Source organism: uncultured Martelella sp., assembly GCF_963677965.2.
Lineage (GTDB): Bacteria > Pseudomonadota > Alphaproteobacteria > Rhizobiales > Rhizobiaceae > Martelella > Martelella mangrovi.
Map to the genome: position 1 here is coordinate 1,583,858 of NZ_CAXXFM010000001.1, position 20,718 is coordinate 1,604,575.

The 20,718-nt window shown below is 59.9% G+C and carries 14 protein-coding genes; 4 read left to right on the plus strand and 10 right to left on the minus strand.

Translation table 11 applies throughout. The annotated features are described in order from the left end of the window. Window positions 1–13: 13 nt before the first annotated feature. The 5 genes from ACHZCU_RS07495 to ACHZCU_RS07515 all read right to left on the minus strand — a co-directional run bounded on the left by ACHZCU_RS07495 (window position 14) and on the right by ACHZCU_RS07515 (window position 5,772). Window positions 14–1,549: a DUF5060 domain-containing protein gene (locus ACHZCU_RS07495; protein ID WP_319518273.1), complete on the minus strand. Its 1,536-nt coding sequence runs from the start codon at window positions 1,547–1,549 to the stop codon at window positions 14–16. A gap of 40 nt (window positions 1,550–1,589) precedes the next feature. Further along, window positions 1,590–2,465: a carbohydrate ABC transporter permease gene (locus tag ACHZCU_RS07500; RefSeq protein WP_319519761.1), complete on the minus strand. Its 876-nt coding sequence runs from the start codon at window positions 2,463–2,465 to the stop codon at window positions 1,590–1,592. 11 nt (window positions 2,466–2,476) lie between these two features. Then, window positions 2,477–3,376 carry a sugar ABC transporter permease gene (locus tag ACHZCU_RS07505; protein ID WP_319518274.1) on the minus strand — a complete coding sequence of 300 codons (900 nt, stop codon included), beginning with the start codon at window positions 3,374–3,376 and terminating at the stop codon, window positions 2,477–2,479. Window positions 3,377–3,472: 96 nt separating this feature from the next. Further along, a complete protein-coding gene (locus tag ACHZCU_RS07510) occupies window positions 3,473–4,726 on the minus strand; it encodes an extracellular solute-binding protein (RefSeq protein ID WP_106306923.1) in 1,254 nt (417 codons plus the stop codon). A 221-nt stretch (window positions 4,727–4,947) separates the two neighbouring features. Further along, window positions 4,948–5,772, minus strand: a complete 825-nt coding sequence (locus ACHZCU_RS07515; protein WP_319518275.1) for a DeoR/GlpR family DNA-binding transcription regulator — start codon at window positions 5,770–5,772, stop codon at window positions 4,948–4,950. Window positions 5,773–6,011: 239 nt separating this feature from the next. On the opposite strand from ACHZCU_RS07515, the gene ACHZCU_RS07520 reads away from it, so the two are divergent. Genes ACHZCU_RS07520 through ACHZCU_RS07535 form a run of 4 tightly spaced genes read left to right on the plus strand, consistent with a single transcriptional unit; the run spans window position 6,012 to window position 10,791 of the window. Continuing rightward, the gene (locus ACHZCU_RS07520; protein WP_319518276.1) at window positions 6,012–7,478 is read left to right on the plus strand and encodes a fucose isomerase; all 1,467 of its coding nucleotides are present in this window, start codon (window positions 6,012–6,014) and stop codon (window positions 7,476–7,478) included. A gap of 10 nt (window positions 7,479–7,488) precedes the next feature. Continuing rightward, window positions 7,489–8,367, plus strand: a complete 879-nt coding sequence (locus tag ACHZCU_RS07525) for a transketolase (protein ID WP_319518277.1) — start codon at window positions 7,489–7,491, stop codon at window positions 8,365–8,367. After that, complete coding sequence (locus ACHZCU_RS07530) at window positions 8,351–9,316, plus strand: transketolase C-terminal domain-containing protein (protein WP_319518278.1); 966 nt, start codon at window positions 8,351–8,353, stop codon at window positions 9,314–9,316. Before ACHZCU_RS07525 ends, ACHZCU_RS07530 begins: the two co-directional genes overlap by 17 nt. Beyond that, window positions 9,313–10,791 carry an FGGY family carbohydrate kinase gene (locus tag ACHZCU_RS07535; protein WP_319518279.1) on the plus strand — a complete coding sequence of 493 codons (1,479 nt, stop codon included), beginning with the start codon at window positions 9,313–9,315 and terminating at the stop codon, window positions 10,789–10,791. The genes ACHZCU_RS07530 and ACHZCU_RS07535 overlap by 4 nt, the downstream gene beginning before the upstream one ends. 328 nt (window positions 10,792–11,119) lie before the next feature. Here the strand turns inward: ACHZCU_RS07535 and ACHZCU_RS07540 are convergent, their stop codons facing one another. The 5 genes from ACHZCU_RS07540 to ACHZCU_RS07560 form a co-directional block, all read right to left on the minus strand. After that, complete coding sequence (locus tag ACHZCU_RS07540) at window positions 11,120–13,948, minus strand: autotransporter domain-containing protein (RefSeq protein WP_319518280.1); 2,829 nt, start codon at window positions 13,946–13,948, stop codon at window positions 11,120–11,122. 57 nt (window positions 13,949–14,005) lie between these two features. Then, entirely contained in the window at window positions 14,006–15,310 is a 1,305-nt protein-coding gene (locus tag ACHZCU_RS07545) for an HlyD family type I secretion periplasmic adaptor subunit (RefSeq protein WP_319518281.1), read from the minus strand. Then, complete coding sequence (locus tag ACHZCU_RS07550; protein WP_319518282.1) at window positions 15,297–17,135, minus strand: type I secretion system permease/ATPase; 1,839 nt, start codon at window positions 17,133–17,135, stop codon at window positions 15,297–15,299. Before ACHZCU_RS07550 ends, ACHZCU_RS07545 begins: the two co-directional genes overlap by 14 nt. A gap of 12 nt (window positions 17,136–17,147) precedes the next feature. Next, window positions 17,148–17,954, minus strand: coding sequence for a hypothetical protein (locus ACHZCU_RS07555; RefSeq protein ID WP_319518283.1), 807 nt, complete (start codon window positions 17,952–17,954; stop codon window positions 17,148–17,150). Between the two features lie 84 nt (window positions 17,955–18,038). Further along, window positions 18,039–20,687 (minus strand): TonB-dependent receptor domain-containing protein, encoded by a 2,649-nt coding sequence (locus ACHZCU_RS07560; protein WP_319518284.1) that lies wholly within the window; start codon window positions 20,685–20,687, stop codon window positions 18,039–18,041. Window positions 20,688–20,718: the final 31 nt, after the last annotated feature.

Sequence of the window (20,718 nt, forward strand, 5' to 3'; positions counted from 1 at the left end):
GCTGCGCTCCCTGTTAAGCGATTTTCTTGCCGCGCGGTCTGACGCGGACGGCGAGATAGGGTTTTCCGGGCAATTCCACGCCGAAGGCGGCATCGGCCACGCCGCCGCGCACCACCGAGCCATGGCGGGTCGGATGCGGGACGGGCGCGGGCACCTTCTTTGCCGGCGTCACCGTCATGTTCCAGGTATCGATAATGTCGATCTCGTAATCGCCGTCTTCCAGCGGAAAACCCGACGACCAGATCACCGGCTGGTGTTCGCCGAAATAGATGTAGGTGACATTCTCGTCGCCGGCGCCGGAAACACGGTTCCAGGGAAAGCCGAGCGGGGTCGGGCCAAGCGGCGTCAGGCCGGTGGTCACGTCTTCGCTAATGATGTCGAGAAGGAAGCCGATGCGCTTGTAGCTTTCGCCATGCAGCACGCCGCCCTTCGCCCACCAGAGACGGTCGTCGGGCTGCACATAGGTTTCGCCGTGGCCGGCATAGCCGCCGCGCATCACGGTGATCCAGAAGCGGTGCACCAGTTCTTCCGCGGTGATGCTGCCCCAGCTCTGAACCAGATTGCCCTCATATTCCGGCTCGTCATTGACCACCGGTTTGCCGAAATCCGCGCGCCAGTCGGCCGTGCGCTTCACATCCCAGTTCTGGATGCAGACATGATCGACCCAGGGCTTGCGATGGTCGTAATTGGCATCGGGATCGCCATTATGGATCGATTTCGGGTGCCGGTAAGGGTCGTTTTCCTCGATGATATGGAAGAACCGGTCCCAGCGCTGCATCGGCTTGACGTCGATGAGGAAGTCATACTCGTTGGCGAGCGACCACCAGACATTGTGATAGGCCGCAAGCCGGGCGACGAGATATTTCAGGTACCGGAAATCCTGCGCCTCACTCATCATGCAGTAACCCCAGCGGTCATAGGGGTGGAAGATGATGATATCGGCGACGATGCCCATGTCGCCGAGCGCCTTCACCTGGTTTTCGAAATGCCGGAAGGCTTCGAAATTCGGCCGGTCGAAATCCTGGCCCTCGCCGTCTGCCAGCGGCAGATAGACATCATAGAGCGGCTCGTTGTGGTTATAGGGATAGTCTTTCGGGAAGACGCACATGCGCATCTTGTTGAACTTCGTCTGCGCAAGGGTCTCAAGCGTTTTCGCCTGCTCTTCCAGCGGCTGATGCGTCCAGGCATAGCAGGTGGTGCCGAGCGGGAAATACGGCGTGCCGTCCTCATGGGCGAAGTGGTAGCGATGGGCAACGCGCACGGGACCGTGATTGCCGGCGTCTGCCGAGCCGACCGAAAAGGCCCCCTGTTTGCCGTCAAGTGCTGCATCCGAGGATGCCGTCTCGAACTGCCATTCGCCCTCGCTGTCCGGCATGAACCGCAGCTTGTAGACACCGTCGCCGTCATAAAAGCCGGGCACCGTCACCACGCGGTTTGCCTGACTGAAACGGCCGGACAGTTCAACATCGAGATAGGGATTGCCCGTTTCGGTGCCTTCAAGGCTGACTTCGAACACGGACCACTTCGATACGCTGGATGGAAACTGCATGTTACTCCTCAATTCTTGCATGTTGCGCGCCGGCGAAGCCTCACCCCTTCACCGCACCGGATGTCAGTCCGGAGACGAAATAGCGCTGGAAAATCAGATAGACGATGGTGGCCGGCAGGACGGTCATGACGATGGCCGCATTGAGCTGGCCGTAATCGCTGGAAAACTGCCCCTGAAAGCTCATCAGTCCGAGCGGCAGCGTCCACATGCCCTGGTCCTGCAACAGCACGAGCGCCATGGCGAACTCGTTCCATGTGTTGACGAAATCGAGAATGAACAGCGCCGACAGCGCCGGGATCGAAATCGGCAGGAAGATGCGCCGGAAGATGGTGAAATGCGATGCCCCGTCGATGCGCGCGGCCTCGCTCAGCTCCTTCGGCACGGATTTGAAGAACCCGTGCAGGATGAACACCTGATAGGGCACGCCGAAGGCGATATAGGGCAGGATGACGCCGGCATAGGTATCGACAAGGCCAAACCGGTTCACCAGCGTGAACAGCGGCGCCAGCATGACCTGAAACGGGATCATGGTGCCGAACAGGACAAGCATCAGCAGAAACTTGTTGAACCCGACCTCGATGCGCGAAATCGCATAGGCGGCCATGGCCGAAAAGAAGATGCCGAGCGGCACCTTGATGACCGAGATGATCACGCTGTTGAAGAATGTGGTCGCAAAATTCCCCCGCCCCCAGGCATTGGTGTAGTTCGCGAATTCCAGAGACGAGGGAAAGCTGAATGCCCCCGTCATCATCACATCCTTGGACGTTTTCAGCGAAGTGAAAACAATGAAGACGAACGGCGCCACCCAGATCACGGCAACGGCAACCAGACAGATCCACAGCGCGATCAGAACGGGATCGCGGGCCGGCTTCATCGCCACGGCTTTCGAAACATCGTCCTTGCGGTCGGCAACCATCGTTTCTGCCGTCATTGCGCCGCCTCCTCACGCTTGCGCGACCAGTTCATGTAGGGCACGACGATCACCATGGTGATCACCAGAAGAACCACCGAGATCGCACCGCCCCGGCCGAAGTCGAAAATCTGCATGGCCTGGGTAAACGCCCACAATGCCAGCATCTGCGTCGATTGCGCCGGCCCGCCGCCGGTCATGCCGTAAATGATGTCGAAGGCCTTGAGCGAATTGATCAGCGACAGAACCAGCACGATGGTCATCGTTGCCTGAAGTGCGGGCAGGGTGACGAAGCGAAACACCTGCCAGCGGCTGGCGCCATCGATCAGCGCCGCCTCGACGAGCGATTTCGAAACGCCCTGAAGACCGGCGAGAAACAGCACCATGGAAAAGCCGACAGACTGCCAGACATAGGCAACGAAAACGGAATAGAGCGCGATATCGCGGTCGCCCAACCAGTCCTGGATCAGGCCCCGCATGCCCCACGCGGTCAAAAGCTGGTTGAACAGGCCGAAGAAGGGGTCGTACATCCAGCGCCACATGGTGGCGACCGCAATCGGCGCGATGATGACGGGCAGATAGTAAAGCGCACGCAGGCTGCCGCGGGCGAAAATCTTCTGGTTGAGCCCGAGCGCCAGCAACAGGCCGATCATCGGCGGAAAGATGACCGAAAGAACGGTCCAGATCACCGTATTGCGGAAGGCCACCCAGAACACCGGATCGCGGGTGAAGATGTGCTGGTAATTGGCGAGCCCCACCCATTCCCGGTTCGGGTCCAGCCCGTTCCAGCGCTGGAAGCTCAGGATGATCACGTCGATCATCGGGTAGATTGCAAAAACCGCATAGATGATCAGCGCGGGCCCCAACAGGACGAACGCCTGATAGCGCGGATCGTGCAGCATATTCTTCAGGTTCATGTTTCCACATCCTCAAAGCGGCATTGTTTCACCGGCACGGGGCAGACCGGCCGGACCTTTTCGGCCCGGCCGGCTGTCAACTGCGACAGGAGGACATCAGCCGCGATTGTTGATGAAGGTCTGCATTTCTCCGGCAGCTTCCGAGGGCTCCATATTGCCCGATGCCACGTCGTTGATGACGCGGAAATATTCGGTGGTGACATCCAGCGGAAACGCCTGGTCGCCATTCACGAACGTGCCTTTGGCATTGGCGAAAATGTCGTACCACTGTTGTTCGATCGGCAGCGCATCGGCGTCGAGGTCGACATTCATGTTCACCGATATGGCGCCGAACGTGCCCTTGACCTGTTCCTGATAGTCATCGGAGGTGAAGAAGTCGAAGAACTCCGCCGCCAGATCAGGATCGTCAGTCTTGGTCGAAATGTAGAAATATTCGGCGAAGCCATAGAGCCGGTCGGTCCCGGTCGGGAACGGGAACACGTCGTAATCGGCAATATCGGTGACTTCGTTCAGCTGGTTCACCAGCCAGTCACCCTCCAGCATCATGGCCGCGCGACCGGCAACGTAGAGGTTGAAGGACTGCGCCTGGTCGATGCCCATGAAGGGAGACAGGATGTAATTCTGTGCCCACATCTGCATTTCCGAAAATGCGTCGGTCGCACAGGCCGTCTCCGCCCAGTTGAGCTCCATGGCCATCAGCGCGTCATGCGTTTCGGCGCCACATTCGGTTTCCAGCAGGTTGTCCATGAGGCGCATCAGGTGCCAGTTGACCGTTCCGCCGAAGGTGAAGGCCGGGATGCCGGCATCCGCCAGCTTCTGGGCCGCGGCGACCAGCTCGTCATAGGTCTGCGGCTCGCTTTCGATGCCCGCTTCCTCAAAGAGCGTCTTGTTGTAGTAGATCGCCTCGCCGGAAAAGCGGAAAGGAATGCCGTGCATGCCCTCGCCGAACTGGCTGGCAAAGGCCAGAGACGGCGCAGACAGGCGGTCGGCCCAGCCATACTGTTCGTAATATTTCGAAATATCGGCACTGAGACCGGCAGCAACATATTCACCGCCGAGACCAAGCCCGGCCCAACTCATATAGATGTCGGGGCCGGTGGAGGCGCCCGCGGCAACCCTGAGCGCGGTCTTGTGTTCGTCGATACCGCGCTGAACGATCTCGACATCCACGCCCGGATGAGTCTCCTCAAAGCCCGTCGCGGCATTCATAAGCGCCTGTACCTGCGCATCGGACGTGTAGGCGATCGTCCAGATCGTCAGTTTCTCCTCCTGCGCCTGCGCTGCACCTGCCCCCAGACCCGCAACAGCCGCGCCGGCCATCAGCGCCGCACGAATAGACAGTTTCGCCATGTTCTCCTCCCAAGGCTTCAACTATTTTCGATTAATGACGATTATCATGGCGAACTTTCGATAACTGTCAATATTTTTTTGTTTTCCTATTATTTTTTTTGATTTTTGCGGTCGCCATACCGCCGGGACGCTCTGAAAAGCGGACACGGGAATCGACGCGAACACCCGCCGCGACAACGCGCCACGGGTTTACGCAGGCAAAACAGACGAAAATGAATGGATCAGGCGATGATGATTTCGATGCCGTGGCGCTCCAGCGCCTGCGCATCCTTGTCGCTGATGCCGGCATCGGTCACAAACGAATGGATCATGTCCAGCGCGCCCAGGCGGGTGAAAGAGGCGCGGTTGATCTTGGAGGAATCGGCGACAAGATAGACCCGTGAGGCGGCCCGTATCATCGCTTCCTTGAGCTGAAGATCGGCAAAGCTCGGATAGGTCAGTCCCGTCTCGATACCGACCCCGGCTGTTGCCAGAAACAGCCTGTTGGCAAAGATGTCGCGGAAGTATTCGACCGACTTGTCACCGCTGAGCGAAAGGGTCGGCGCCTTGAACTGTCCGCCCGGCATATGAACGGTAAAGCCCGGCACGCTGCCGAGCATCAGCGCGATGTTCAGCGCATTGGTGATAACCGTCAGGTCCTTGTGTTTCAACAGGTTTTCGGCCGTGGCCGTGGTTGTCGAGCCGGCATCCAGAATAACTGTCTCACCGTCTTTCACCAGCCCGGCGGCAACCCGGCCGATCGCGGCTTTTTCGACCATGTGATCGTGATGCTGAAGCGAAAGGGTCTGCACCTGCTGCGGCATGGTCTTGAGATAGGCGCCGCCATGCTCCCGAACGATATGCCCCTCATTTTCCAGCCGTTCGAGGTCCTGACGGACGGTGGCCTCGGAGACTTCGAAAGCAACCGAAAGATCGCGCACGCGCGCACTGCCTTCCTCCTGCAGCCATTCCATGATCTTGAGCCGGCGCGGCTCGGCAAGCAGTGCTTTCCTGTCACCGTTGCCCGTTGCCGCATCCACATTTTTTCCGGATTTTCTTTGTGCCATCAGCCATTCCTTCCGCATAGACAAGCCCGCGAGGCAGCCACGATCAAGAACAAAATCACGCGCGCGCCGGACGGTTGCAACTATGCTTCACACTCCCGCAATCTAGGCAATCCATACCTTAGAACTGCACAGCCATCAAAGAAAAACAGAAATCTGCGATTGACAAAATGATTAAAAACACAAATATTCGATAGAAATCGAAAATAATTCGCGATGTGGCGTTGCCGGGAGGAGGCTCAGTGCATCATTTCGAGAAGAAAATCACATTCGGACTTATCGTGGGCAGTCGTCAGTTTTTCAATGGCGCGCCCGCCGTTGAAAGCCGCCGCCAGGTTATCGAGCAGCTTTCGAAATACGATATCGACCACCGCATATTACCGTTCGATGCAACGGAAAACGGCGCGGTCCAGTCACGCGAGGACGCCGCACTGTGTGCGCGTTTTCTGAAGGAACATCGTGACGAGATCGACGGTCTTGTCGTGCTGCTGCCGAATTTCGGCGACGAGATCGCAATCGCCGAAACCGTTGCCGGCGCCGGGCTCGACGTGCCGGTGCTGCTGCAGGCGTCCAATGACGAAGTCGACAAGGTCGATGTCCATTCCCGCCGCGATGCGTTTTGCGGCAAGATCTCGGTTTCGAACAATTTCTATCAGTACGGCATCGATTTCACCGACACGACCACACATACATCGGATGTCGATGGCGACGAATTCGGCGCGGACCTGGAGCGGTTTTCCCGCATCTGTCGCACCGTACGCGGGCTTAAAAACGCCCGTATCGGCTCCATTGGCGCGCGCACCGGCTCATTCCAGACGATGCGCTATTCGGAAAAGCTGCTGCAAAAAAGCGGCGTCACGGTTGTGACCGTCGACCTTTCCGAGCTGATCGACCGCGCCGGAAAGCTGAGCGATGCCGACAGCGAGGTTGCGGCCAAGGTCGAGGCGATTGCCCAGTACGGCCATATCCCGGCGCATATCGGCCGTGAAAAACTTGTCCGCCAGGCCAAATGGGGTGTCACCGTCGACCGCTGGATTGCGGAAAACGAATGCGATGCCAGCGCCATCCAGTGCTGGCGCTCGCTTCAGGACAATTTCGGCTGTGCCACCTGTGTTTCGATGTCAATGCTGAGCGAAAAGCTGATGCCAAGCGCCTGCGAGGTGGATGTGATGGGCGCGATCTCCATGTATGCGCTCTCGCTCGCTTCCGGCGCGCCGGCCGCCATTCTCGACTGGAACAACAATTATGCCCGCGAGGCGGACAAATGCGTGTGCACGCATTGCGGCAATTTCCCCCGCAGTTTCATCGGCGCGGAGCCGGAAATCTCAGAACTCGACGTTCTCGGCACGGTGATCGGCAAGGAAAAATGCTTCGGCGCCGTCAAGGGCAAGGTCAAGGCCGGCCCGATGACCTATTTCCGGCTGTCGTCCGATGACACTGCCGGCACGCTGAAAGCCTATACCGGCGAGGGCGACTTTACCGATGACCCGTTCCCGATGGATGGCGGCATCGCCGTCACCTCGGTGCAGAAACTGCGCTCGCTGATGCGCTTTATCGTGCGCAACGGTTTCGAGCACCACGTCGCCATGGTCCGCGGCCATCACGGCGATGTCGTGGAGGAAGCAATCACGCGCTATCTGAAATGGCCGCTCTACCGGCATGGCGGCGAGGCCGAAGCGCTCTGTCCGCAACCCAATATTTTCCAGTGAGGCCAGACGAATGAACACCGTTACCCTGCCTGCCGGCACGACAAGGGCCGGCCTGTCATCCGATCCGGATGAAATCATTGCCTTCCTTCGGGAAAAGGCCACACACATCCGGCGCAGTGCGCTGTCCATGGTCTTCGAGGCCCAGATCGGCCATCCCGGCGGCGATATGTCGGTCACCGACATTCTGGCAACCCTGTTCTTCGGCGTCCTGCGCTACGATCCGGCCGAGCCCAATGCGCCGGAACGCGACCGCTTCGTCATGAGCAAGGGCCACTGCACCGGCGCGTTCTACGCAACGCTTGCCGAAGCCGGTTATTTTCCGCATTCAGAACTTTCCACCTATATGGGCCCGCTCTCGCGCCTCAACGGCCACCCGAACCGCAATTATCTGCCGGGCGTGGAAACCAATACCGGGCCGCTTGGCCACGGCATGCCGGTTGCCGCCGGCATGGCGATCGCCGCCAAGCTCGACGGTTCCGATCGGCGCGTGTTCGTCGTCACCGGCGATGGCGAGCAGCAGGAAGGCAGCAACTGGGAAGCCGGCATGCTGGCCGGCCATCGCAAGCTGGACAATCTGACGCTGATCATCGACCGCAACCGGTTGCAGCAGGGGGCAAGGGTGGAACACACCAATACGCTCGAGCCGCTGGGCGACAAGTGGCGCGCCTTCGGCTGGGACGTGCGGGAATGTGACGGCCACGATCATGGCGCGCTTTTCGGGCACCTCACCGCCGCTTCGGAAGGCAAGCCCCGCTGCATCATTGCCCACACGATCAAGGGCAAGGGCGTCTCCTTCATGGAAAACGAGGTGCACTGGCATCACGGTGTCCTGAACCGCACACAATATGACCAGGCAATAGGAGAGTTGAGCGATGAGCGCGCTGGCTGAAAAGGAAGAAAAGCTGTTTGACTGCCGCGTTGCGTTCGCCTCGACGCTGGAAGCGCTGGCCGAAGACAACACCGCCATCGTCACGGTGGTCAATGACAGCGTCGGCTCGTCCAAGCTCGGCGGCTTTCAGAAGCGCTGGCCCGAGCGGCTGGTCAATGTCGGCATCGCCGAGCAGAACATGGTCGGCGTCGGCGCCGGTCTTGCAAACGGCGGCAGAATTCCCTTCGTCAGCGCCGCCGGCTGCTTTTTGACGGCACGCGCGCTTGAACAGATCAAGGCGGATGTCTGCTATACCAATACCAATGTGAAGCTGGTCGGGCAGTCATCCGGCGTTGCTTACGGCGAACTCGGCCCGACCCATCATTCGATCGAGGACATGGCCTGGCTGCGCGCGCTGCCGAACCTTAAGATCATCGTACCCTCCGACCCCTGGGAGACGAGCGAAGCCGTCAGGCTGGCGGCCAGCCTTGAGGGGCCCTTCTATCTCAGGATCAGCCGCTTTCCCGTGCCGGCAATCGCGCGGCCGGAAGGCGTGCAGTTCAGGCTCGGCGTCGCCGAAACGCTGAAGACGGGCAATGATGCGGCCATCATCGCCAATGGCGTGATGGTGCATCGGGCGCTGGAAGCCGCGGCCAAACTGGCCGGACAAGGCATCGATGCCCGCGTCATCAACATGTCGTCGATCGCGCCGCTCGATATCGAGACTATCGTTTCAGCGGCCGGAACAGGCGCCGTCGTCACCGTCGAGGAAGGCTCGGTTCGAGGCGGACTGGGCGGAGCCGTAGCGGAAGTCATGGCCGAGCACTGCCCGGCACGCCTGAAAATCATGGGCTTCCCGGAATTTGCGCCGACGGGCTCGATCTCGTTTCTGTATTCGCATTTCAACCTGACTGCCGATGGCATCACCGCCTCTGTTCGTGGTGTGCTTGAGGCCGGGAACGACACATGACAGGGCATACCCTCGCCATCGATCAGGGGACGACCAACACCAAGGTTCTCCTGATCAACGGGAAAGGCGCAATTGTCGCGACGGGGTCGGCCGCTCTTGAGGTTGTCTATCCCAGACCGGGTTGGGCGGAAACAACCGGCGAGGCAATCTGGAAGAGCGTCGAGGCGGCCATCACCGCCTGTCTGAGCATGGCGGGCGATGTCAGCATTGCCGCAATCGGCATTTCCAATCAGCGGGAATCGGTCCTCCTGTGGGACCGGCAGACCGGTGAGCCCGTCGGCCCCTGCATCATCTGGCAGTGCCGGCGCTCGGAAGAACGCCTCGGCCCGCTGCGCAGCGACGAGACAGAACGGCTGGTGCGACAAAAAACCGGCCTCAACCTCGACCCGCTGTTTCCGGCGGCAAAAATCGGCTGGCTGCTCGACAATGTTGACGGCGCACGACGGGCCGCCAATGAAGGCAGGCTCTGTGCCGGGACGATCGACACCTACCTTCTTTATCGGCTGACCGGCGGTGAAAACTTCAGGACCGATGCATCGAATGCGTCGAGAACCCAGCTTTTCGATATTGCCGCCAATCGGTGGAGCGAAGATCTCTGTACCTTGTTCGACGTTCCGACCTCCCTGCTTGCCGATGTCGTCGACAGCGACGGCACTTTCGGTCAGACCGCGACAGGACTGGCGCTGCCGGCAGGTATCCCGATCCGGGCGATGATCGGTGACAGTCACGCAGCCCTCTTCGGCCACGGCGCCCGCGGGCCGGGTGTGATCAAGGCAACCTATGGCACCGGCACCTCGCTGATGACACTGACCGAGGCGCCCCTGCATTCACAAAACGGTCTATCGACGACAATCGCCTGGAAGCGTGATGGCGAAACGCTCTACGCGCTTGAGGGCAACATCACAGTTTCCGGGCAGGCAGCGGCCTTTGCAAGCACCATGCTGGGTCTGGCCGACCCTGCCGCGCTTTCATCGCTGGCCCAAACAGTGACCGACACGGATGGCGTCGTGTTCGTGCCGGCGCTGGCTGGCCTTGGTGCGCCGCACTGGGACGCCGAAGCGCGGGGAAGCCTTACCGGCCTTTCCCTTTCGACGAAACCCGCCCACATTGCCCGCGCCACGCTGGAGGCCATCGCCATGCAGGTCTGCGATGTCGCAGACGCCATGGCTGCCGATCTCGGTGTCGCCATTTCCGGCCTGCTTGCCGATGGCGGAGCGGCTGCAAATCCATTTCTGATGCAGACCCAGGCCGACCTTCTCAATGCCCCGGTTCATGTTCCGGCCATTCATGCTTTAAGCGGCTACGGCGCCGGTCTCATGGCCGGCGTTGCGGACGGCATGTTTGACGACGAGGATGCCCGCGGTTTTGTCCGCGAGAATACACGTTCATTCGCACCGAACGGGCGGGATTGCGACCGCCGCGAAAGACGTCGCAACTGGCGCGATGCCGTGACAAGGGCCCGAAACCGGCCCTGAAGCTCTTCGTTTGACCGGAACACAGATCGGGAAAAGAAACCCGGACCGGCTGGCTGGCTTGCCAAGACGCGCGATGCGCTTGGCTGGCTGGCTTGCCGGTCCGGCCCTGTGAGGAGGTCACATCAGCGACACCGGGCGGCCTTGCCGAACGGCGTCCGCTCTCCGATGAACCCGTACACAGGAATTCGGGGGAACGAGGCGTAAATCTTCATGAATTTCTTCCTCTCGTTTTGATGGCCTTGCCGGATATACCGAGGGCATCCGGCCATCCGCCACATCATGGCAACGCCGGCGAAGACAATGCGTCGCCGGCGTAGGTTTCAGCATATCAGAACCGCACGCGCAAGTTGGCATTCAGCCCCTGATCGGTGGCGTTTTCGCCGAACTGGCCACTGTAGCTGACGCCCAGCGTGGCCGATTCCGTAACCGCAAAGTCCAGCCCGGCTTCCACCAACGCCGTATTCTCGTCGAGCGGCGTGCCGAAGACGGTGAAGTCGTTGCCGGTGGCAAAGCGCGCCGTCGTCTGCGTGTCGACATCGCCAAACGCATGCATCCAGCCGAGCGAACCGCGCGCGACTGTCGGCACACCGCCGAAGTCGAAATCGGTGGCAGCCCGCAGGCCAATTGTGGTGAAGGTGGTGCTCATCGTCTGGCCATCCACCCTGAGCGCCGCCGTGCCGCCGGTTTCGGTGAAGCTGTCGGTTTTCAGGTGAACGAAGGCCAGATTGGCGAAGGGTTCCACCGATGCGGGACCGAGGTCTGCGCGATAGGCCAGTTCGCCGAACGCGTTGAAGCTGTTGGCGTCATATTCGCCCTTCAGCGTCTGGTCAAGCGCGGTGATCTTACGGTCGGCCTCGGCGCTGTGGAAGGTATAGCCAAGGCCGCCGCGCACGGCGAGCGCGTTCCACTCCATGTCGGCATAGGTCGCCAGGGTGTAGTTGTCGCTCTTGCCGGTCGACTGGTTGACATCGAAGGTGGAACGCGAATAGCCGGCGGCGACACCGACCCGCCACATATCATTGACCATCATGTCGGCACCACCGATGAAACCGCCGCTGCCGATATCCGCATCGGCACTGCCATTGGTTCCGTCGATCTCACCCCATGTACCGAAGCCGCTGCCCCAGGCGGTAAAGCGTCCTTCATCGAAGCCATCCGTTGCACTGTCGGGGAAGGCGCCCTTGGCGGCGATGTCACTCTCCTCGGCATAGCCAAGCGCGGGCACGGACGGCGCGGCAGCACCACCTGACGCCGACCGCAGGCGGTTGTTGATCATCCTGCCGACAGACAGCGAATTCTGCATCATCGCCGATTGTCCGGCAGCGTAATCGAGGCCACCGAGTTGTTCATAGGTTTCACGCGCTTCGTCGAGGCTGAGCATCAGCATGTCGTTGTAAAGTTCGAGCGATTGGCCGGACTGATCCAGTGAATCGAGAGACTGAGCCACGGCATACTGGTTCGGCGTATCGGCTGCCCAGGTGAAAACGCCGCTGCCGCCGCCATTGTCGCCTCCACCGTTGTCTCCGCCGCCATTGTCACCGCCGCCGTTATCGCCCCCATCGCCTTCGCCGGAGCCGATAAGCGCGACCGTGATCTTGGCATTGTCGCCCTCATACGTGGTCGTTACGTCGAGAAAAGCCGACGGGCTGATTGTTTCCGTAAACGAACCGTCGAGTGTTCCCGCCGACAGGATCGTGTAGGTCTGGCTTTGCTGGTAGCTGGTGGAATCATCAAGCGAGCGGACGGTGACCGTGCCGCCGGACAGCGTCGCTGCTCCCAAAACCGTTACCGTATCGCTTGCCGCACCGGTGAGGTCGACGGCATAGGTCGAACCGCTTTCGAACGTCAGATCGCCATTGACGGTGAGCGATCCGATTGCATTGCGCATGCCCGGCGCCAGCGTGCCGCCGTCACCGATCGTGGTGGAGCCGATCGTGCCGGTTCCGCCGATCGTGCCCGCCTCGGAAGCCGAAAGGACGCCGCCCAGATTGCCGGTCACCAGCAGTGTGCCGCCGGTTGCTTCCGTGGAGCCGGTGAAGCTGGCGCTGTTGCCGGAAAGCTCGGTGACGCCGGCCACCTGCCTGATCGACGCGCTGGCCGTCGCCTCATCGGAATTGGTCATGTCATGGGAAAAGTCATAGTCTGTCTCGGTGTGATTGAAGACCAGATTGGCATCGCCATAACCGAAATACACGCCGTTATCGGCATTGAGCGTACCCGCCGCTGCCGCTGCCTCACCCTCGGCGGCGCCGATGTTTATCGTACCGGATGTCCAGCCACCATAATTGCCGTCGTTGGTGATAAAGGCTTCGTCCGAAGCCGTTACCTGTGCATCATCAGCAATGGTCAATATAGCGCTGGCCCGGTCTTCTTCATCGCCCCGGTATCCGACGATCAGATCGCTGACAAGCACGCTGGTGCCGTTGCCAGTTACCACGACTGTCCCCTGGCCACCGTCAAATGTGCCGATCTCCAACCTGCTGTACTGGAGAATTGCGTGATCTTCCACTCTCAACAGACCGATTCCGCGAGAACCAACGCTGATTCCGACATTTGATGTCATCGTAGTACCCGTACCGCTCAGTATTAACGATCCAGTCTGCCCAGCCCTGGCCCCGAGCGTTGCAATGCCGGCATTAAGCACTTTCGCCCCGCCGGAAATCGCGAGCGATCCATCCCAGACCCTGATACTTCCACTGGTGAAAAAAGGCGTGTTGGGCTTCGCCAGGTCCCACTCCGTTCCTCGGCCGGAAACCGTCATCGAACCGCCGCCGTCGATACCGATATTCCCGGTATTCAGGGTTCCTCCGGTGACCGTCATCGTGCCGCCAGGACCGTTGAGACTACCGATGTCCAGCGTCATGGCGACGGCATCTCCGCCACTGAGCGTCACCTCTCCCCCGTTCTCGATTACGGCCGAGCGGTATATGCCGTTATCAATATTAACATCCGGCACAAGACCGTTGGACCAGTTGGCGCCGTTGAACCAGTCGCCCGTTCCGGCAATCCAGTCCTCTGCGTGAAGCGGCGCTTGTACCCCGAGCGCCGTCGCGGCGAATACCGCACCGGCCAGCAGGTGGCGGTTGAAACGCCGAAGCGTATGGCCTGTCGGACGCGCGTTGGTTTGGTTTGCAACGCAATACTTGATATCAGTCATGTGTTCTGTGTCCCTTCTTTTAAAGCGGGTGCTGACAATGCAGCCCTGACCGCTCGGCTATTGTTCGCGGAAGGCTTTCGCCAACTGGTCGGAAAGCGGTTTCATGAAATAGGAAAGTGCGGTCCGGTCGCCGGTGCGGATCATCGCTTCGGCAGGCATGCCCGGCACCAGCGTCAGTTCCCCGAGCTTGTCCAGTTCGGCAGACGGCACGGCGATCCGGATCAGGTAGTAGGTCATGCCGCTATGCTCGTCGGTGGTCAGATCGGCAGCAACACGGCTGACATATCCTTCCAGCTCGGGCGTAGTCCTCAAATTGAAAGCGGACATACGCAGCATGGCCTTCTGGCCGGTCCGTATCTGGTCGATATCCTGAGGACGGATACGCACTTCAAGCGTCAGATCGTCACTTTCGGGCACGATCAGCATGACCGGTTCGGCCGGCGAAACCACACCGCCCACCGTGTGAACGGCGAGCTGGTGCACCACGCCTGACTGCGGCGCGATGATGTCGATGCGCTTCAGTTCATCTTCAGCGGCAACCCTGCGCTCCACATATTCCCCGATCTGAGCCTGCACTTCCCTCAGTTCCTGACCGACCTCAGTTTTCAGGTCGTTGTCGATGGAAAGGATCTGCAGTCTGGTTTCGGCAATCCGTCCGGCGGCCTGCGCCTGGTAGGCGATCTTTTCGCCACGCTCTCCGCCGAAGGTCGCTGCTTCTGTAAGCAAACCATTGAGACGCTGAACGGAAACGATTCCCTGCTCGAATAGTGATTTCTGTGAAGCGATCTCCCCTTCCAGCACCTCAAGTCCACGGGAATAGGCAACTTCCTGGGCCTTGAGCCCCTCGATCTCATGCTCGAACTGGGTGATACGTTCCCGAAGCTGCGCCTTTCTGCCGGCCCGCGATTCCTGCCGGAATTCAAACAGCCGCGTCTCGCTGCGGATTGCCGAGGCCACATCGGGTTCATCCTGTCGCGCGAGAAGGTCTTCCGGAAAGGTGATCTGGTCGAGATCGTCCCTTTCTGCCTGTAGCCGCGCAAGCCGGGCATTCAGTTCATCCAGCCTCTTGACAATGATCGCCAGATTGGCGCGCGTCTGGGTGGCGTCGAGACGCATGACGACTTCACCTGCCGCAACATCATCACCGTCATGCACGAGAATCTCGCCGACAACGCCGCCTGTCGGGTGCTGCACCTTCTTGACATAGCTGTTGACCACGAAGTGTCCCGAAGCGACAACCGCGCCGGCAAGCCTTGTCGTCGTCGCCCAGGCGCCGACGCCGCCAACCAGCAGCAGACTGACAGCCATTCCGGCCATCAGATGAAAGCGGATCGAGCGGGACACCCTGTCAGTGCGTTCCATCCGGCGCCTCCTTCAGCTCTGTCTCCTGAGCACCTGCCTGTTTCGAAGCCGCCTCGGCGATCACCCGCAGCGGTGTCAGCCCGGTCGCGGACGCCGGAAAACCGCGGGTTTCAGATGCGGTGGCCGCCGCCGGCTTCAAAACACGCGACAACACCTCATCGCGTGCGCCAAAGGCTTTCTGCCGTCCGTTTTCAAGCATCAGAACGAGATCGACGGCGTCTATGGCGCTGGGCCGATGGGCGATCACCACGACAATGCCACCCCTTTCGCGCACCGCCGAAATCGCCTCTACGACGGCTGCCTCCCCGGCGGCATCAAGATTGGCGTTGGGTTCGTCCATCACCACGAGAAACGGATTGCCATAAAGAGCGCGGGCAAGACCGACCCTCTGGCGCTGGCCGGCAGACAGTGCCGATCCGCTTTCGCCGATCTGCGTTTCATATCCGTTCTCGAAGCGCAGGATCAGCTCGTGAGCGCCGGCGATCCGGGCGGCAGAGACGATTGCCGCCGCGTCAGCATCCGGTTCGAAACGGGCAATGTTTTCGGCAATCGTGCCGTCGAACAGTTCGACACCCTGAGGCAGGTAGCCGATGTGGCGTCCGAGCATCTGGCGGTCCCACTGATCGAGGCTCGCACCGTCGATCCGGACCTTGCCGGAAGCCGGCTGCCAGACACCGACCAGAGCACGGGCGAATGTCGATTTTCCCGAACCGGACGGACCGATCACACCGAGCGCGTTGCCCGCGCTGACCGAAAAGCCGACCCCGGCAAGGTTCGGGGCCTTCTGCCCCGGAGGAACGACGGCAAGCGCTTCCACCCGCAGTTCCTTTTCGGGGTCCGGCAGAGCCAGAAAGCGCTCGTCGTGGGGAACCGAACCCAGAAGGTCCTTCAGGCGGCCCCAGCTTTGCCGGGCCATGAGAAACGGTCTCCAGCTTGAAATCGCGATATCGACCGGCGCGAGTGCCCGGCCCATCATGATCGAACTGGCGATCATCACACCCGCAGTCACTTCCTGGCGGATAACAAGATAAGCGCCGACACCAAGGATTGTGGACTGGAGCATCATCCGCATTGTCTTCGAAAGGGAGCCAAGTCCGCCCGCGACATCCCCTGCCTTGCGGTTGGCATCCAGATAGGCGCCGTTAGCCGTCTGCCAGCGCCCGGCCATCTGCGCATGCAGGCCCATGGCACGCACCACTTCGGCATTGCGGCGGCCTGCCTCCATCAGCGTGTTGCGCGTCATGTTGCGCGCGATAACGTCGCGAATTGCGGTCTGAGACAGGGCATTGGTGAGAAGCGTCATGCCGATCAGAAGCACCGCGCCGACAAGTGCAGTCATGCCGATCCAGAAATGAAACAGGAAGCAGATTGCCAGATAAAGCGGCATCCACGGCAGATCGAAAAAGGCCGTCGGACCATTGCCGCCCAGAAAGCCGCGCACATTGTCGAGATCGCGCAACGGCTGGAGGCCGTCACCTTTCACGCGAGTAAGAAGCGGCACACGCAGGACAGCATCAAAGACCCGGCCGGAAAAATCACCGTCGAAACGCTCGCCGATCCGCAGCAGCACACGCCCGCGCAAGGCATCGAGCACGGCCTGAAAACCGTAGAGGCCGGCGGCCAGCACGGCCAGACCGATCAATGTCGGCACGCTGCCGCTTGCCAGCACCCGGTCATAAACCTGCAGCATGAACAGCGGCGACGTCAGCGCCAGAACGTTGACCACGCCGCTGATCATGGCAATGCCTGCCGCGCTTTTCGCAATCGGGAAGGATACCGCCGCAGCACGTGGCTGCGACGGACCCTGTCTGGAAGATCCAAACATATGTCTGGGTGCCTACACGAAATCGAAATTGTCGCTGGACAGCTCGGAGACGGTTACACCTTCCAGTGTGATCGATCCATGGCTGCCGAGATTAATGTTGACTCCTTCAGCGGTATCGGAGGCTGCATTGCGAATCTCGCTGTAGCTGTCGTAGGCGCTATCGTTGAGACCGATGTAGATCGTTTCGTTTGCAGCGTCGAAATCGGTGATGGTGTCTTCGCCGATCGCACTTGCCCCGGTGTCGTCTAGAACGAAACGGAATGCATCGTTGCCCGATCCGCCAGTCAGGGAATCATTGCCGCCAAAGCTGGACTGGGTATCGGCGCTGGCCGTACCGATCTGCTCCGTCCCCTGTTCTGCGAAAAAGTCATACATGCCCGGGAAGTTCGTGCCGAAAACAGTCTGGCTAGTGAACGAACCGAAGTTGGACAGGACATAAATTGCGTAGGAGAACGTGTTGGAAGTACTGACATCTACGCTGCTTACATCGATAAGCAACTGATCGTTCTGCACATATTCGGAAGAAGCGGAATCATAATAAATTCCCTCTCCGAAGTTCAGTGACTGAATATCACCCGAAAATTCCCCGGGATTATATTCGAAATTCTGACCTCCCAGAATCACACTTGGTGTCGGCGTGGCCGCCGGATTCGCTGGATCGTATATATCGCCGGCACCCCATTGTGTGTAAGGACCGCCGGAATTATAATCCGGATTGAAAAACCCGTTATCGTCGTAGGAGTAGTTATTGCTCCAGGAATCAAAGTAGCCAAGCAGGTCGTTGCTGGCACCATTCTGCTGCGTGATTGTAACTGCCATTTTCCTTTTCCTTCCAAGTTGATGGCGTTTCTCGCATTATCCGTCCACAGACGGATCCCTGTTCCCGGCGCGGGCCGGGGAATATCAGAAGTTCAGATTCAACGATGCGGTGAAGGTTCTGCCCGGTGCGGGCAGGTCGGCGGTGCCCATGGATGGCACATAGGCAAGATTGGTGACGTTATCGACGGCAAAGCGCAGTGCCGCAGTCTCGTTGAATTCCCACGAGCCGTAGATGTCGTAGACCGTGTAATCCTCGACATCATAGGCCCGCAGCTCACCGGCCTTGCCGCCGGAAGAATGGGTCAGCCGCCCGCCGAGGGTCAGGCGCTCGTCGAAAAACCGCAGCCCCGCATCCATGGTCAGGTAGAAGGTCGGCGGAGCATAGAGCGTGTCGGAACTTCTCACATCTCCATCATGGAGCTGCCCCATCGTTCCCGAACCATGTGCGCTCTCGCCATGATAGGTGTAGGTATCGGCATAATCGGTGCTGAGAACGGTTGCCGAAGCGCCGACATAAAACCGGCCGACATCGTAATTGGCCTCGAACTCGATGCCCTTCATGTAGCTTGCGCCGTCGAGGTTCACGAAGGACTGATAAACGCGGTCGCTGACATCCTTGTAGACGTGGCCAAGCGCGATATAGTCATCGACCGCGCGGAAGAAGCCCACAGCCTTCATCCTGAAACTGTCGTCGCCCCGGAACCAGCCGTCGCGCGCATAATTGACCCCGATCTCATAGGTATCGGCGCTCTCAGCCTTCAGGCTCGGATTGGGCGCATAAGTGAGCGGTGAGCTTCCGATATAGTGCTGGCCTCCCCACAGCTGCTCCATCAGGGTCGGTGGGCGGAAGGTTTTCGCATAGCGGACAAAGGGCTGAAGACCGTCCCACGGACCGAACGCCGCCGTTACGGAAGGCAGAAACGCGCCGTCCGAGCGGTCAATGTCAACATCTTCCTTGACCCATTCCTTCCAGGACCGTTCCCCTGTGCATATCTGACGCCACGAATCGGTCGAAGCATCCCAGACCCTTTCACATTCATACGTGCTGGGATGCGTTCGATGCCATGCGTAGGACCCGATCCCCTTGATCCTGTACCAGTCATAACGAAGACCACCGGTCAGCGAGAGCCAGTCAGTGGGCTCCAGCGTGGCGCTGGCGAAACCGCTGAAGACATCGCGCGTTCCGGTCGGATTCGGCCCGGTAAGCCCTTCATTACCGGTGAGTTCGTCCCGCGGAAAATCGGCTTCGACGGTCGTCTCGCCATCATCGTGAAACCCTTCGATGCCGTAATTGACGGTCAGGTCGCCAAACCGCGTATCGAAGAAGCTGGTATTGTCGATACTGCCGCCGATCGTGCCGAGCTCATAATGAGCCGGCGCCGAAAGGATGACGCCGATCAGCATTTGTTCGAATTCCTGATCGTTCTGCAGGTGGTTGTACCAGAGGTTGACATCGAGATCGACGAGATCGCTCAGAGGGTTCCAACCGAGATTGGCCGTTACCGTGTTGTTGACAACACCGTATCTGGATTCCTGTGTTCCACCTTCCAGCGGGCCGGACCAGATATAGCCGCCCGTACTGAATTCGGAGCTGTTGCGCAGCCAGGTCAGCGTCAGGTCGATGTCATCGCCCAGAAACGCCTCGCCTTTCAGAATGCTCGATTCGACCTCGGAGCCGGTGAACACCGAAACGCCGTCAATCGTGGTTTCCTGATTGATCTCCACATCGCCATTGGTGCCGAAATTGTAAGCCCCCATCTTCTTGCGGCTGTAGCCGCCCAGAACCGAGAAATTGTCGGTGATCCGCGTGGCCGCCACGATCGATCCGTCATACTGGAACTCGTTCGAGCCGCTGGCGCCGTTGAATGACAGGCCCCAGTCATTGCCGGGCAGGATCACGTCATCGGCAATCAGCGTGCGGAAATTGACCGAACCGCCAAGATTGCCCGCTCCGCCGACACCGGAGCCGCCCATCTTGTCGATATCGATCTCGCGAATGAAGGCGGAATCCACATAGGCGCGCGATGTGGAGCCATGACCTGCGATCTGGAAATTCTGCCGCGCGCCATCAACCATGGTGACGACGCGGTTCTGGTCCTGAAGGCCGCGGATATTGACGGAAATGCCCGGGTCCTGCCCGTTGGAGCGGTTGGCGTAGACGCCGGCAACATTGTCGAGAAGATCGCGCGCATTGCGTGATGGCGATGCAAGGATCGCATCGCGGGAGACAACGCTGAGCGAACCGGCTGTGTCGTAAACCCAGTCCGGCGTGCCCATGAAGCCCGCGCCGGAAGCGCCGCCCGCACCGGTAGTGACATAGACCGGATCAAGGAAGGTGGAAACGCCGTCATCAAGATACGACACGTCGTCTTCGATGGGCATTGCGGAAACGATACTGACGGAACGCGAGCCGGTCAGTTCATACTGAAGGCCGGTCCCCTGCAGCGCGCGCCCGAGTGCTTCGGTCACCGTCAACTGGCCACTGACGGCATTGGTCAGCGTGTCGGAGGGAACGCTCCCGCCATAAAAGATCCGCCAGCCGGACACGGCGCCGATCCGGGCAACGGTGGAGGCAAGCGAAGACGGCTGCAGATTGAAATCATAGACCCCGGCCTCGACAGCCGTGTTGCCGGACGAAGATTGTGCCGATGCGGGAGGAACGAATGAAGTCGAAGCCAAAAGCAGCGAGGCGAAACAGACGACGCCCCGTCTTCCCAATACGCGATACACCATAAAGCGAGCATTCCCTGTTTATATCTGCCGT